This is a genomic window from Branchiibius sp. NY16-3462-2, from assembly GCF_001594145.1.
GTDB lineage: Bacteria > Actinomycetota > Actinomycetes > Actinomycetales > Dermatophilaceae > Branchiibius.
Genome location: NZ_LVCF01000025.1, coordinates 25,866 through 40,444, shown reverse-complemented (window position 1 = coordinate 40,444; position 14,579 = coordinate 25,866). Strand labels below are relative to the sequence as shown.

Genomic DNA, 14,579 nt, shown 5'->3' with positions numbered 1-14,579 from the left:
AACGGCCGGGGGCTGCGTGCCCCCGGCCGTCGGTCGGCTTCAGGAAGCCGAGCCCTGCAGCGACCCGTTGGGGTTCAACAGGACTGGTCTGCTCTGCGGACGTTGCCAGAAGTCCAGCAGGCTGGTGAAGTCGTGCGCCCGGGCATCGAACGAACCGTTCCCGAGAGCCGGGACCCGCCAGTTGTGCTCGATGAACTTCAGCACCGAGGTCTGCTCCAACTGCGTGTGACCCACGTAATTGCGCTTGCTGTACGGCGAGATCACCAGGAACGGCAGCCGGGGACCGGGACCGCACCGGTCCTGGTAACCGGCAGTGGCCGCGGGGCCACTGGTGCAGGTCGCCGAGTTCAGCGCCGCGTCGGTTGACCCGTTGAGGACCGCCGTGGACTGGTGGTCATACCAGCCGTCGGAATCGTCGTAGGCCACCACGATCGCCGTGCTCTTCCAGTCCGGCGACTGCTCGATGGTGTTGATCTCGTCGACCAGGAAGTGCTGCTCGTCGATGGGGTCGGAGTACGCCGCGTGGCCGTCCTGGTACTCCGGGGCCTTGACGAAGCTCACCGCGGGCAGGCTGCCGTGCTGCGCAGCCTGGTTGAACCAACTGAGGTCGTACTCGTGGTTGGCCTGCCCGTTGTGACCTACTTCCGCCAGCGATGTCGGCGGCAGGTGGTGCGGGTTCGAGGTGGACTTGAAGTACTCGAACGGGTTGTGGTGCGGGCTGTAATCCACGACCGACGCCCCGGCGAGGTTGGTGTGCGCGGCTGCGCACGCGGCGTACGTCGTGCCGTTGCCCGCCTGGGTGCTCGGTGCGAACCCACCCTGGAACCAACCCCAAGTGACGCCACGAGCGTTGAGCTCGTCACCGATGTTCTGACCGGACATCGAGCCGAGGTTGTTGGTCGAGGTGTGGTTCTTGTCCGAGCAGTCGTCGTAGGCAGGGTCGGGGTCGTTGGTGACCGTGCCGACGCCGGAGGCGGTCGCCCCGGAGACCACGTAGGAGTCGGTCGTCGGCTGCAGCGTGGTCGGATTCACCGCCGTCACGCCGTAGGTCTGCCCGGCGATCAGGTTCAATGCGCCGGGGGTCGACGGGCCGTAGGTCGTCCCGTAGGAGTTGTCCGACATCGCGTAGTGCTGGGCGTAGTTCCACAGCGCCGTCACGGTGTTGCCGTCGTAATAGCCCATCGTCAGGCCGGGTGCGCCGAAGAGGCCGGTGCACTTGTCGACGCTGGTGTTCTGGACGAACTGGTTGTTGGCCCCGCTGTTGGCGGCCTTCTGCTCTGGTAGGTAGCTGTGGTTCTGGTCGCAGGTCGCGGCCTGGTCGGCGCTCAGCCGGAACGGCGCGTAGAGGTTGGCGTTGCTGCTGATCTTGCCGGCCCGCTGCTCGGTGTTGATGTTGTGTGGGGTCCTCGGGGAGGCCGTGAAGGTCGTGCCGTCGGTGTTGGCGGCGTGCGGGTAGGTGCCGAAGTAGTGGTCGAAGGAGACGTTCTCATCGAAGAGCACCACCAGGTGCTTGATGGGGGTGGCGGTGTGAACGGCCCCGTGGCCGGGACCGGGGTGGTGCTGCCACGGCCAGGCCGAGGCGGTCGACATGCCGACGGCGGTGGTCGCGGCGACCGTCGCCGCTGCTGCGGGGAGCAGCAGGCGTCGCTTGCTCATGCGGTACTTCCTTTCGGTGGAGGAGGACTACGCCAACAGGGCGCTGGCGTAGAAGTCGGAGTGGTCGCGGACGCCCGGCAGGGCGAAGAAATAGCCGCCGCCCGTCGGCGTGATGTAGTCCACCAGCGGTTCGTCCGCGAGCCGCTTCTGCACAGCGACGAACTGCCGGTCGAGGTCCTGTTGGAACGCACCGAAGATCAGACCGAGGTCGAGGTTCCCGGTCTCGTCGACCCCGCGGTCGTAGGAATACGAGCGGCGCAGGATACGACTCGAATCAGTCTGCGGTGTCCGGGGATTCGCGACCCGGATGTGACTGTCGAGCGGTATCGCCGTGCCTTTGGGGTCATCGGTGTAGTCGGGAGTGTCAGACTCGTGAACGCCGCTCAACGGTGCACCGGTGTCCTTGCGCCGACCGAACATCCGCTCCTGCTCGCTGACCGAGACCCGGTCCCAGAACTCCACGTGCATCCGGATGATGCGCACGACGTGGTAGCTGCCACCGCTGGCCCAGGACGGCTCAGCCCCACCCGGCTGCACCCACACCAACCGGTCCATCTCCGCACTATCGGTGACGTCCGGGTTGGCGGTGCCGTCCTTGAACCCGAGCTGGTTGCGCGGTGCTCCTGACGGTCGGGCCGGAGGAGTGAATCCGTCGATGCGCCAACGGATTTGCATCGAGGATCGCGTAGCGCGGCAGATGTCCCGCAGGGCGTGCAGCACCGTGTCGCGGTCAGGTGCGCTCAGTGTCAGGAGCAGGTCGCCGTCGCATTCGGCGGGGTCCAGCCGGTCGTTGACGAAGGTGTCCATGGCCCGTAGCCGAACCGGCTTCGCGCTGGCCAGGCCGAACCGTCCGTCGAACACACTGGCCCCGAGACCGACAGTGACCTGTAAACCGGACGCCGGCTGCTCCGGGCCCATCGTGCCCGAATCAGTCGCGGGTCCCGCGATGCCCACCGGTCGCGACGGGCCGCCTGTGGTGAGCGCTCTGGCCCGTTCGGTCAAGACCTTCATCAGCGCCGCCAGTGCGCTGCGGCCAGTGATGGTCAGGTCGAAGGCAACATGGGCCGAATTCGCCTGCGGTTGCTCAAGAATTCCCGCCTGATGGGAGCCGTGGAACCCAACGGCTGCCGATGGTACGGCGCTCGAGGTTGCCGCCGCCGCCTCGCGTGCCGCCACAACACCTCCCAGCCCGACGGCACCCGCGGCGGCCGAGCCGGCCAGCAGTTGGCGGCGGTTGACCCCCGTCACGGCACGATCCGGGGTTCGAGGATGGTGGCCACGGGTGCGAGGAGTTCGCACAATCCGGACAGGTCGGCGTCCAGGGTCTCGCGCTGTCGCCGGCTTGCGTGGCGCCAGGACGGGATAGCCGATGCTTGCGAATGGGCCTGCTGCAGTAGTGCTTCGGTCCGGGACAGGTCCGGGTAGCGGGGGGCGAGCAGCGGACGCAGACCGGTCAGGAGTTCCTCGGTGGCGTCGAGCTGTTCGGCCACGGCTGCCGTCGTTGCGTCGCTGCCGAAGTCGTCGACGCCGGAGAGGGTCTGTTGCACTGATTGTTCGGCGATCTCGTGGGTGCGCAGAACCAGCTCGCCGGGGTCGAGTTCGGTGTGTTGCACGGTAGTGCGCAGAGCCTGGACGTCGCTGGTCAGCCGGGATCCGAGCGGGGTCAGGTCGGACAGAGACTGACCGTGCCACAGGCCGTATTCGATGCGGTGCAGGCCGGTCCAACCGGTGTCGTTCACGCCGTGCGGCAGCCCGTCGGGCAGGCCGGCGACCTTGTCCGCGCCGGTCCCGAACGCGCCGTACGCCACTCCCATGCTGTTCCAGGTCGCATACGCTGCGCGCCAGGACCGTTCGGCCTGGCTTCGGTCGCCGGAGCGCAGGGCGGCGGCCAGGGCCTCGCTCTGCTGTTGGAGGGTCACCAGGCGTCCCGCGATCAGCCGTGAGTCGGCGATGGCGTACGGCGCGAGGTCGCCACTGGTCACCGGGCGCACCTGGGGGCTACCGGCCACCGCGCCTCCGGTGACAGTGACCGCCGGGCCGGCAACCGGGTCGGCGTCGTCCATGGTGCAGACCACGTGATAGGTCCCCGGCGCCAGGACAGCGTCGAGAGTGCCCCAGGAGCCGGGACCTACCGGATCGGCCTCGGCCAGGATCGCGCCGTCCGTGGTGTCCAGGTACGCCTCTCCGGAAGAGGTGTCTACGTTGTGGATCTGGACGCGGACGGTTCCGGCGGTGGCGTGGCTCCACCCCTGCCCGCAGTGGCTGAGCGACATCGCCGCCACGGCACTGGCCGGCGCGGCGTTGGGCGTCGCCGTCGCGGACGCCGCAGCGCTGTGTCGGGGTTCGCTGCAGGCGCTGAGCAGAGCTACCGCTGCCAGAGCGAGACCGAGCAGGCGCACATCGCTGAGGCTAGGTGCGGATTTGGCGACTTCAGCCGGGGTTTACCGAGCGTTCCCTGCCCGTTGGATGAATTGGGAGGCTATCTTCAGGAAACCTAGCCGGGTCGCCCGGCTCCCTTAGAGCGAGCCGCCCTTCTCCAGGGTTTCGAGCTCGTCGTCGGTCACCTGCAGCGCGGGTGCGGCGGCGATGTCGGTCGGGTCCTCCGGCTCGTCCGGCTGGAACCAGTTGAAGAACAGGTTCAGCAGCACGGCCATGATCGCGCAGGCCGAGATGCCGGAGCCGAAGATGGTGTCGACCCAGGCGGGGAAGTTCTCGTAGAAGTTGCTGGAGACCACGGGGATCAGTCCGAAGGCCAACGCCGTTGCCACGATGATCAGGTTGTTGTTGCCCTGGTAGTCGACCTTCGACAACGACCGGATTCCCGACGCGGCGACGGTGCCGAACAGCACGATTCCGGCGCCACCCAGAACCGGTTGCGGGATCATGTTCACCACTCCGGCCAGGAACGGCGACAGGCCGAGGAGGACGAGCACACCGCCGCCGATCGCGACAGCGAACCGGCTCTTGATGCCGCTGATCGCGACCAGTCCGACGTTCTGCGCGAACGCGGTTGCGGGGAAGGTGTTGAAGACCGGGGCGACGGTCGTGGAGATCATGTCCGCCCTCAACCCGTCCGCTACTCGCCTGGAGTCCACCTTGGTGCCCACGACCTCACCAACGGCGATGATGTCCGCGGTGGTCTCGACCATGATGACCAGGATCACGACGGTCATCGAGACGATCGCGCCCACCTGGAAGGTCGGGGCGCCGAAGTGGAACAGGCTCGGGAAGGCGAACGCGCTGGTGCCTTTGATCGAGTCCGCGTTGCCCTTGCCGACGATGAACGCTGCGATGGTGCCGATGATCAGACCCAGCAGGATCGCCGTCCGGGACAGCACGGCGACCTTCATCAGCACCAGGATGACCAACAGGGTGAAACCGGCCAGCAGGATGTTGCCGACGTTGGCGAAGTCGGCGTTGGGTTTGCCGTTCAGTGTCGGCTGGCCGGTGATCCAGCCGGCAGCCACCGGCATCAGGGACAGACCGATGATGGTGATGATCGAACCGGTCACAACCGGTGGGAAGAGCTTGACGATCATCGAGAAGAACGGGGCGATGACCAGGCCGATCAGACCAGCGATGATGATCGCACCGAACGCCGCCTGCATCCCCGCGTGACCACCGCCTTTGCCCAGCACGATGGTCAGCAGCGTCGAGACCGAGGCGAACGAAATACCCTGCACCAGAGGCAGTTGCGCTCCGAAGTACGGCACGCCAAGGGTCTGCAGCAATGTAGCGAGGCCGCTGATCAGGAGGGCGCAGGAGACCAGTAGGCCCTTTTCGGCGCCGCTCAGTCCGGCCGCGCCGCCGATGATCAGCGGGACCGCGATCACACCACCGAACATCGCCAGGATGTGCTGTACGCCGTACCCCAGGGAGGGGAGCCACCCGAGCTTCTCGTCCTCGGGCCGGACGGTGTCGACTGTCGTCATGGTCCGACGCTAGGCCCGCGTGCACCCGGGTGGGTTAAGGATATGTAACCGTTTGGGTCCAAATGTGTGCACCCAGAGGTACACGTCGCTACGACCGAGTGACCACCAACCACGTCGCGACGGCCGGCTCGTCGGACTGGTTGGACAACCGGTGCGGCAGGGCGCAGCTGTAGGAGATCGAGTCACCGGCTCGTAGCAGGACCCGTTCCTTGGGGAAGTCGATCGTGAGCTCGCCGCTGACGACGGTGCCCACCTCAAAGCCCGTGTGGGTGTTCAGTTCGTGCATGTCGCCCGCAGTGCTGTGCGGCGGGTAGGTGGACTCGAAGAAGTCAACGCCATGGGTGCGGCCCGGAGACAGTCGCCGATAGCTCACACCGCCCTCCAAGGTGACGGTTTCCATCTCGAGGCTTCGACGCAATGAATATGACTGTGCCGCAGCCATATCCGGAGCATCAGGAGTTGGTGCTTCGGTTTCCCCGAAGAGCTCGAGCACGGTCACATCCAGGGCGCCCGCAATGGCGAAGAGTCGGTTGACCGATGGCCGCAGGAGACCGCGTTCGATCTGCGACAGCGCGCTGGCAGAGATGCCCATTCGGCGGGCAACCTCCCGCAACGACAGTCCTTTGCGTTCTCTGACCTCGCGAATACGCATGCCGGCCAACTGCGCGTCGAACTCATCCAGCGCGCCCGCCTCGATCGACGTACGCACCTCGTCAGTAGCCAGCTCGTCCCGTGTCACGAAAACGCCCCCTTGACGAATTTGTTAACCCGTTTGTAACCTACACCACGCTGTTAACTAATAACTTAACACCCGTGCCGACGGTGTACACCGCCGACCTGCACGCTACCAGCCTGATCGGTACCCCACCCGGGTGGACCGATCCTCCCGGCGCAGCGCCGCGCTCCCATCCCATCGCCCGAATTACCTTGGAGCAGTCATGGCCACTGAAGCAGTCAGCTGGGACGACCTGCCGCACGACCTCGCCGAAGCCGCAGGGCTTCCGCCGGGCGCCGGTGAGGTGAAGTCCGCCTACGACCCGGCCCTCACCAACGAGGACCTCGCACCGTTACGCAAACAGACCTGGTCGACGTACAACATCTTCGCGTTCTGGATGTCCGACGTGCACAGCGTCGGCGGATATGTCACCGCCGGAAGTCTTTTCGCCCTCGGCATCGCCAGCTGGCAGGTGCTGGCCGCATTGCTGATCGGCATCACGATCGTCTTCTTCTTCTGCAACCTGGTCGCCAAACCCAGCCAGCGCACGGCGGTGCCCTACCCGGTGATCAACCGGGCGGTCTTCGGCGTGAAGGGTGCGAACATTCCCGCGATCATCCGGGGGTTCATCGCTGTCGCCTGGTACGGCGTGCAGACCTTCCTGGCCGCAGAGTCGCTGAACATCATCTTCTTGAAGTTCATCCCCAGCTCGGCGAGCCTGCTCGAGCACAGCTTCCTCGGCCTGAACGCACTGGGGTGGATCTCCTACGCCATCTTGTGGGTTGCTCAGGCGGCGCTGTTCATGACCGGCATGAACACCATCCGTAAGTTCATCGACTACGCCGGTCCGGCGGTCTACGTGGTGATGATCGCGCTGGCGATCTACCTGGTGAGCAAGGCCGGGTGGCGCAACATCTCGCTGAACCTGTCCACTGGCCCCCAACTGTCGTTCGCAGCGTCGATCCCCGTGATGCTCTCGGCAATCGCCCTGGTGGTCTCCTACTTCTCCGGACCGATGCTCAACTTCGGCGACTTCGCCCGGTACGGCAGGTCGTTCGCGTCGGTGAAGAAGGGCAACTTCTGGGGTCTACCGGTGAACTTCCTGTTCTTCTCGATCCTGACGGTGATCTGCGCGTCGGCTACGGTGCCGGTCTTCGGCAAGCTCATTACCGACCCGATCGCGACGGTGCAGGCCATCGACTCGCGGTTCGCGATCCTGCTCGGCGGTCTGACCTTCGTCACCGCGACCGTGGGTATCAACATCGTCGCGAACTTCATCTCGCCGGCCTTCGACTTCTCCAACGTGTCGCCCCAGAAGATCAGTTGGCGCATGGGGGGAATGATCGCCGCGGTTGGCTCGGTGCTGCTGACCCCGTGGAACTGGTACAACAACGACACCGCGATCCACTACACGCTCGGGGTTCTGGGTGCACTGATCGGCCCGCTGTTCGGCATCCTGATCGCCGGCTACTACATCTGCTCCAAGCAGAAGGTCCTGGTCGATGACATGTTCACCATGTCGCCGAAGGGTAAGTACTGGTTCAAGGGCGGTTACAACCCCAACGCGGTCATCACGGTCGCGGTCGCGGGTCTGATCTCCATCGCCTGTGCGGTGCTGCCCAAGACCTTCGCCGACCTCGGCTGGTTCGACATCAGCAAGCTCAGCGACTACTCGTGGTTCATCGGGTGTGGCCTCGGGTTCGTGCTCATGGTGCTGCTGGAGCGGGCCAATCCACAGTTGCCGGTCCTGTCCGGTGACGACCCCAAGGTCAGCGACGGTGCCGGGCATCCGGACCGGGTCCACCACATCTCCGATTGCGCTGAGGACATCGCCGCCAAGAAGGGCGTCGCAATGTCCGCCGGCCACTGACGACTCCCGGGTCGGGGTGGGAGTGCGCCCGCCCCGACCCGGGTCACCAACGCTCAACGACGAGCAGGAAGGTGTCCCATGCACATTCGTCTGATCAACCCCAACACCACGTCCGCGATGACCGACCTGATCGGCCGGTCGGCCGCGGGCGTCGCGGGCGCAGATGTCACGGTCGACGCAGTCAATCCCTCGATGGGCCCGGCGTCGATCGAGTCACACTACGAAGAAGCGCTCGCCGTGCCCGGGCTGCTGGAGCAGATCGCGCTCGGAAACGCCTCTGGCGTCGACGGATTCGTGGTTGCCTGCTTCGGTGATCCGGGTCTGGACGCGGCGCGGGAGCTCAGTAACGGTCCGGTGCTGGGGATCGCAGAGGCCGCCTTCCACGCCGCCGCCATGGTCGGTCGCCGGTTCAGTGTGATGACCACCTTGAGCCGGACGCGTGGTCGCGCGCAGGAGTTGCTGGACCGTTACGGCTTCGCCGACCACTGCGCCGGGGTGCACGCGTGTGACATCCCGGTGTTGGAGCTCGAGTCACTGGGTGAGGACGGTGTGTACGGCATCGCCAAGGCGTGTCGCGAGGCCGTCGAGCGCGACGACTCGGACGCTGTCGTGCTGGGTTGCGCTGGGATGGCGGACTTCTGCGCACAGATCAGTCAGGTGGTCGGGGTGCCGGTGATCGACGGCGTGGTCGCGGCCACCGGCATGGTGCAGGGCCTGATCCGGATGGGCGTGACGACCAGTCGCCGGGGTGAGTACGCCGCGCCACCGGTCAAGGAGATGACCGGGCTGTTGGCTCCGTTCGAAATCCACTGACGTACAGACCTTTTTGACGCCGCTACGGCGTCAAAGGGGGGGTTGGCTGGGAGCTGCCGATCGACGTACGCCGATCGGCAGCTGACCGGGACCGCTAGGCCGGCGCCCCCACGTGCTCCCTGGATTCGGCGCCGACCTCCCGGGCCTGCATGAACACCTCAGTGCCCTTGGCCATCGCCGGCTGATAGGTGCGCATCAGCTGCTGATAGGCGGCCGAGCGCGGCGAACCGTGCTTGCGCTCGAACTCGCCGGCGAGGGAGAACATCGAACCCGGGATGGCTCCGGCCTGCGTCATGCGCTGGATGCCGAGGTCGTGGGTCTCCCGAGACAGGGAACCGCACGCGTCGGCGATCACGAGAACCTCGTAACCCCGTCGGAGGCCACCCAGGACGGTCTGCAGCACGCAGCCCTCCGTGGAGATTCCGCCGATGGCGAGGCGCTTGTTGCCAGTGGCCTCGATCGCGGCATTGAAGCCGTCGTCCTCGAACGCGTTCGTGGCTCCTTTGCGGATGACGATGTCGTGATCGCCGATGACTTCCAGCAGTTCGGGATACAGACCGCCGGATGGTTTGTCCGTCACCCCTCCGGTCACCACCAGACCGCTGTTCATCAGCAAGGCAGTGCTCGCCAGGCCGAGTGCGTTGTTCAGGTGCAGGGCCAGGTCGTGGGAGCGCAGCAGGTTGGCAAAGCCGATTCCGTAGTCGAGCAGGACGATGGTGGTGTCCTCGGGGGTGAAGGGCTCGGGGATGTTGTTCATCGTGACTCCTTGGTTGGTGGTGCTGGGTGGTGAACATCCGGCGCGGGGCCGGACAGCATCTGGGCGATGAGTTCATTGACCAGGTCGGGACGGGTGGCGAACGCGAAGTGGTCCACGTGCGGCAGCTCGACAAGGTAGGAGGTCGCGATCTGGTCGGCCAGGTAGCGGCCGACTGCCACCGGCACCTCTTGCCCGGCGGTGCTGGCCAGGATGAGCGTCGGTGCCTCGATGCGGCGCAAGAGATCTCGGTCGTCGTCGCGAGCGATGGACTCGAAGAATCCGAGCAGCGTGCGCACACCGGCGGCCAGGCTCATCGGCCGGAACCAGTCGGAGATGCGGTCCGCGGTCGCCGTGTCGACGTCGCGGAAGACCAGCGCCGGGTCCAGGACCGCGTCGGTCATCGCCTCGATCCGACCGTCGGTGGCCGCCTGCACGAAGTAGGCGATCCCGGACTCGTCGAAACCGAACGGCCAGTCCGGACCACGCATGAAGCGGGGTGATGCGTTGATGACGACCAGCCGATCGACCGCGCGAGGATTTTCCGCGGCGTAGCGCAGCGCGACATGCCCACCGGAGGCGAATCCGACGACGGTGACGTCGTCCAGTCCAAGCGCCTGCGACAGCGCCGATAGGTCGTCAACGTAGAGCTGGGTGACCTTGTCGGCGCCCTCGGGCAGGGGACTCGAGGCGCCGTAGCCACGCAGGTCCACCAGCACGTTGCGGGTGCGCCCGGCGAAGTGGTGCAGCTGCAGGCGCCACGAGTCGGAGTCCAGGGGCAGCCCGTGCACCCACAGCACCACGGGGCCCCGGTCGCCGACGAGCCGGTACGCCAGCCGGCCGCCGTCCGCCAGGTCGAGGAACGCTCTGGTCATGGGTAGGGCTCCTGGTCCAGGCCGGGCACCCGCACCCGCTGCGGGTCGCCGCCGGCGGCGAGCAGGTCGCGGGCCGCGATGTCGGTCACCGCCCCCGACAGCAGTTGGCGGGGATCCTCCATGACCAACCGGAGGCGGCCGATCAGGGCTGACCAGTCAACTGCACCAGGCGCATTCACTGCGTCGCTGCCAGCGGGGTCATACGGCGGGCTGGCCGGGAACATCGCACCGCCCAGCTGGACGACGGCGCGGGTTCCGGCCCAGAGCCTGCGGTAGGTCTGCTCCAGAGCCACAACTTCTTCTTGCTGACCCTGGCCTGCGCTCACCGGAGGCAAGGTCGGGGCGTGCGGCGCGACGTACAACCGCTCGAGCGGGAGTGCGCCGTCAGCGGTGGCCAAGATGATGCGGGCGATCGAATTCGTCTGCCACGTCACGCCGGCCGTCGGACGGCCCTGCTGGCCGGCCACGATCACCATGGCGCGGGACCAGTCGATACCCAGCCCGCTCAACCAGGTGCCGAGCCGGTAGGAGATGTCCAGGCCGACCAGGTAGAACGTTGCGACCATGACCCGGTCGAGGGAGACCGGTAGGTCGGGCCGGTCCTGCAGGATCTCGGCCACCAGGTGCTGGTAAGTCAGCCGCTGCGGATCGTCCAGCACGGCTTCCAGCCATTGCGTGGTCAGCCCGAGGCTGTAGTCCACCATCCGCGCGATGGCCTCCTCGCGACCGCGGTAGGCCTCGACCCCGATCCGGTCGCGCCACAGGGCCGTGCTGTTGGCGGCGCGGGCGTCCTGCGCGGCGGCGAAGAGCCGCTTGGCATCCGTGGTCCAGTCGTGGTCGCCCTCGCGCAGAGCGACGAGGGAGGCCAGGGCCGGACCGAGGTGGGAGACGCCGGCCAATTCCTTGAAGCCGCGGGTGGACTTGCGAAAGCCCAGGACCTGGGGTGGCTGTCCTGACCCGGGATACAGAACCAGGTCGGTGGCCGTTGTCACCAGCAGCGGGTCCGGGCTGCTCAGCTGAGCGGCCATCGCACTCACGTGGCTGCCGATACTGTCCGGGCCGGCCGTGTAGGCCGCGTAGAGGTCGAGGAGTTCGGGACTGCCGCCGAACGTCTGTTCAGTGGTCATCCCAGTTCCAAGCGGTAGACGATTGATGGGGTCCGGAAGCGGACGTCGGCCGCCAGACTGTTGGACACCGCGACCAGCGCACCGCCCTCGTCGCGCCAGCTGGTGACGTCGGTGCCACCGTGGGTGGGAAAGGTGGCGACCTCGACGAGCTGGTCGTCAATCCACTCGTAGAGCAGTGAGGTCAACGCGGTGTGCGGCTGCCGGGGTGTGCCCTCGATGAAGTTGATGCGCACCACGAAGAGCCGGCCGTCCGCTTCCACGACCTCCCACTCACGTGCGGCTGGTCCCGAGAGTCGTTGGTGTGCAACGAATTTCGACCCATCCCAGCGCAGCACCGCCGAGCTCTCCTGCAGGCTGGCCACCAGGAGGTAGTCCTCGCCGTCTCGCGTCAGGTGGGCGAACGCCCGACCCTGGCCGCCCGCCGGCAGCAGCTCCTGGTGGTCGACGAAGCGATCACCCGACCAACGCAACAGGACGCTGGGGCGGAGGTGGTCGGCGTACGCCAGGAAGTCGTGGCCGCCGACGTGGAAGTGGGCCCAGTTGTAACCCCACTCGGAGTCCACGTCCTGGAGTGGGACGAATCCAGCGCCGTCCCAACGAAAGATGCACGACGATCGCTCTGCGTCGCCGGGAACCAGCGACGGTGACACCCCCTGGGCCAGCGCGAGAAAGTGCTGCTCGCCGATCTGGAAGTGTCGCCACTGCTTGCCCGCCAGACCCGGCACCGACCAGAACGGGGTGAAGCGTTCCCCGTCCCACTCGAAAACCGTTTGAGGGACAGTCCATTCGTAATCGCCTGGCTCCCGCCCGGCGCGCAGACTCGCGACCGCAAGGAAGGTCCGTGATCCGACTGTGAAGAGTTCGGCGTCCTCCCCGCCCGGGACCGGTAGCTCCTGCGCGGTCCGTGCGACCTCGGCCACGGCGTCCCAGTGCAGTAGCAGGGTGGTGGCTTCGTCGCTGTCCCCACCATTCATGTCAGGTGGGAGGTCAGGTACGTCGATCGCCAGCTGGGGCACGACCAGCAGGTGCTGGTCGTCAACGACGCGATGCGCGACGGCGCGAGCACCGGACGTGTCGAGCTGGGCGATCGGCCGAAGCCGTACGTCGCTCACGGCGCGGGAACCTCGAACAGGGCCATCAGCGAGCACATCGCGTGGTAGACGCCCATGACCATGCACAGGTCGAACAGTCCTTCCGGACCCACCGCCGCCACCGCTGCGCTGTAGGCGTCGTCGTCGACCCGGTGCTTCGTGGCCAACTGCCACGCCGCTTCCGCCACGGCGTGCTCGTCGCCGACCAGCGACTCGGGGACCTCGCCCGCGCACAGGCGGATGACCTCCTCCTCGGAGAAGCCCAGCTCCCGGGCCTGCCCGAACTGGGCGTAGAGCTCGTAGTCGGCCCGCCATACCCCACCGGTCAGCAGGATCGCGATCTGCCGGATGCGTGGGGACAAGGTGGTGCCGGCGGACTCGGCCACCTGCAGATCCGAGATGCTCGTGGCCAGTTCGGGATGCAGCAACAGAGCGTTGAACGGTCCGATGAGCCGCTTGTCCTCGGTCGCTGCCTGGACGCCGATGCTGTCGGCGAACTTGACCCAGGTGGACATCAGGTGGTCGTAGAGGTCGCGCTGCGCGGGGTCGAGGTGTACGGGGTCGGCCAGGGGCAGGCGACCGCCGAGGTCGGCGGCGCTCACAGCGTGTCCTGGTGTGCCGAGGAAAATTCGATGCGCACCAACCGGGCCGGCCGCAGCTGACCGTCGGCGGGCAACTTGATGACACCACCGTCGGTGGGGGCGTAGGCGACCCGGCCGTAGTCGCCCGGGCTCCTACCCCAGTCGATGCTGGTCGGTCCGATCAGGGCGTCGGTGAACGGATCACCGGCGGCCGGCCGCTGGTCCGGCGCCGGGCGGTTCGGATCCAGCGGTGCGCGTTCGATGATGTGGTCCGGGTGGCGTGCGATGTAGGCGACGCCCAGATCTTCATCGAGGCAGAGGTCGTCACAGTTCACGACGTCCGCTAGCTTCTCGACCGGTCCCGTGGGCTCATAGCTGTCGGGGTCGATAGCAACACGCGCGAAGACCCCGAGTGACGAGGTGGCCCAGTAGACGTGTTGGGTCTTGGGGCCGAAGGCCAGCCCGTTGATGCCGGGGAAGGGCACGCTCTGGGTGTCGGAGAACTTCACGTCCGGATGACCACCCCCGGCCGCCATGGATTCATCCTTGAGCCAGACGCTGGCCGCCACGGTTCGTGCGTCGTCGGTGACGTCGAGTCGCCAGATCAGGCCCTCGACGCAGTCGGCCAGCAACATCACGCCAGGCCCGACCAGAGCAGCGCCGTTGGGGCCGGCCGGCGGGTCGAAACGGAACACGGTGGTGGTGGATACCGGTTCGCCAGGGGTCCACCCGCGCAGGTCGAGGCGGCGTAGGACTGCATCGCCGTACGTCGTCACCAGGAACAGATCGGGTTCCACCTCGACCAGGCTCTGGGCCAACTGCTCCTCGTCGAAAGTCTCGAGCAGGACGGGTTCGACCGGCAGCGTCCCGGACGGTGCGGGGACGTACCACAGCTGGCGCTGCGGGGAGGCGACGACCAGGATCGAGCCGTCGGCCCGGACGGCCAGGTTCTCCGGCATGGTGTGCAGCGGAAACTCGGCGACCGTGGTGATGGTGGGTTGCGATGTGTTCATCGGCAGTTCCTCCTCGTTGTCGTTGTCGGACACTTCTCACCGTGCATCGGTTGCGGGGTGGCTGGCTTCAGTCACGTGACTGCACTTGCCCGGGTGTTTGCTCAGGCGCACGATCGGGCGGTGGGCCCAGGGCCGCGAAGATGCGAAGGTGG

Annotated in this window: 13 protein-coding genes; 2 read left to right on the top strand and 11 right to left on the bottom strand. The window is 66.7% G+C overall.

Annotated features, from left to right (window positions below):
- Nucleotides 1-39: 39 nt before the first annotated feature.
- The 5 genes from AZH51_RS06175 to AZH51_RS06155 form a co-directional block, all read right to left on the bottom strand.
- Nucleotides 40-1,656, bottom strand: coding sequence for an alkaline phosphatase family protein (locus AZH51_RS06175; RefSeq protein WP_291522421.1), 1,617 nt, complete (start codon nt 1,654-1,656; stop codon nt 40-42).
- A 27-nt stretch (nt 1,657-1,683) separates the two neighbouring features.
- Nucleotides 1,684-2,904 (bottom strand): iron uptake transporter deferrochelatase/peroxidase subunit, encoded by a 1,221-nt coding sequence (gene efeB / locus AZH51_RS06170; protein WP_291522420.1) that lies wholly within the window; start codon nt 2,902-2,904, stop codon nt 1,684-1,686.
- Nucleotides 2,901-4,055 carry an EfeM/EfeO family lipoprotein gene (locus AZH51_RS06165; RefSeq protein ID WP_291522419.1) on the bottom strand — a complete coding sequence of 385 codons (1,155 nt, stop codon included), beginning with the start codon at nt 4,053-4,055 and terminating at the stop codon, nt 2,901-2,903. Before AZH51_RS06165 ends, efeB begins: the two co-directional genes overlap by 4 nt.
- A gap of 117 nt (nt 4,056-4,172) precedes the next feature.
- Nucleotides 4,173-5,588, bottom strand: coding sequence for a nucleobase:cation symporter-2 family protein (locus tag AZH51_RS06160; RefSeq protein ID WP_291522418.1), 1,416 nt, complete (start codon nt 5,586-5,588; stop codon nt 4,173-4,175).
- Nucleotides 5,589-5,676: 88 nt separating this feature from the next.
- Nucleotides 5,677-6,327: a helix-turn-helix domain-containing protein gene (locus tag AZH51_RS06155; protein ID WP_291522417.1), complete on the bottom strand. Its 651-nt coding sequence runs from the start codon at nt 6,325-6,327 to the stop codon at nt 5,677-5,679.
- 199 nt (nt 6,328-6,526) lie between these two features.
- Between AZH51_RS06155 and AZH51_RS06150 the strand changes: the two genes are divergently transcribed.
- Both AZH51_RS06150 and AZH51_RS06145 read left to right on the top strand, forming a co-directional pair.
- Nucleotides 6,527-8,173, top strand: coding sequence for an NCS1 family nucleobase:cation symporter-1 (locus AZH51_RS06150; protein ID WP_291522416.1), 1,647 nt, complete (start codon nt 6,527-6,529; stop codon nt 8,171-8,173).
- 78 nt (nt 8,174-8,251) lie between these two features.
- Nucleotides 8,252-8,986, top strand: a complete 735-nt coding sequence (locus tag AZH51_RS06145; RefSeq protein WP_291522414.1) for an aspartate/glutamate racemase family protein — start codon at nt 8,252-8,254, stop codon at nt 8,984-8,986.
- Between the two features lie 94 nt (nt 8,987-9,080).
- On the opposite strand, the gene AZH51_RS06140 is transcribed toward AZH51_RS06145, so the two are convergent.
- From AZH51_RS06140 to AZH51_RS06115, 6 genes are read right to left on the bottom strand one after another with little or no spacing between them, the layout of a single operon-like run.
- Complete coding sequence (locus tag AZH51_RS06140) at nt 9,081-9,743, bottom strand: isochorismatase family protein (protein ID WP_291522412.1); 663 nt, start codon at nt 9,741-9,743, stop codon at nt 9,081-9,083.
- Nucleotides 9,740-10,615, bottom strand: coding sequence for an alpha/beta hydrolase (locus tag AZH51_RS06135; RefSeq protein WP_291522410.1), 876 nt, complete (start codon nt 10,613-10,615; stop codon nt 9,740-9,742). The genes AZH51_RS06140 and AZH51_RS06135 overlap by 4 nt, the downstream gene beginning before the upstream one ends.
- Complete coding sequence (locus AZH51_RS06130) at nt 10,612-11,742, bottom strand: DUF5624 domain-containing protein (RefSeq protein ID WP_291522408.1); 1,131 nt, start codon at nt 11,740-11,742, stop codon at nt 10,612-10,614. Before AZH51_RS06130 ends, AZH51_RS06135 begins: the two co-directional genes overlap by 4 nt.
- Nucleotides 11,739-12,854 carry a hypothetical protein gene (locus AZH51_RS06125; protein ID WP_291522406.1) on the bottom strand — a complete coding sequence of 372 codons (1,116 nt, stop codon included), beginning with the start codon at nt 12,852-12,854 and terminating at the stop codon, nt 11,739-11,741. Before AZH51_RS06125 ends, AZH51_RS06130 begins: the two co-directional genes overlap by 4 nt.
- Nucleotides 12,851-13,435, bottom strand: a complete 585-nt coding sequence (locus tag AZH51_RS06120; protein WP_291522404.1) for a hypothetical protein — start codon at nt 13,433-13,435, stop codon at nt 12,851-12,853. The genes AZH51_RS06125 and AZH51_RS06120 overlap by 4 nt, the downstream gene beginning before the upstream one ends.
- The gene (locus AZH51_RS06115) at nt 13,432-14,460 is read right to left on the bottom strand and encodes a hypothetical protein (RefSeq protein WP_291522402.1); all 1,029 of its coding nucleotides are present in this window, start codon (nt 14,458-14,460) and stop codon (nt 13,432-13,434) included. The genes AZH51_RS06120 and AZH51_RS06115 overlap by 4 nt, the downstream gene beginning before the upstream one ends.
- Nucleotides 14,461-14,579: the final 119 nt, after the last annotated feature.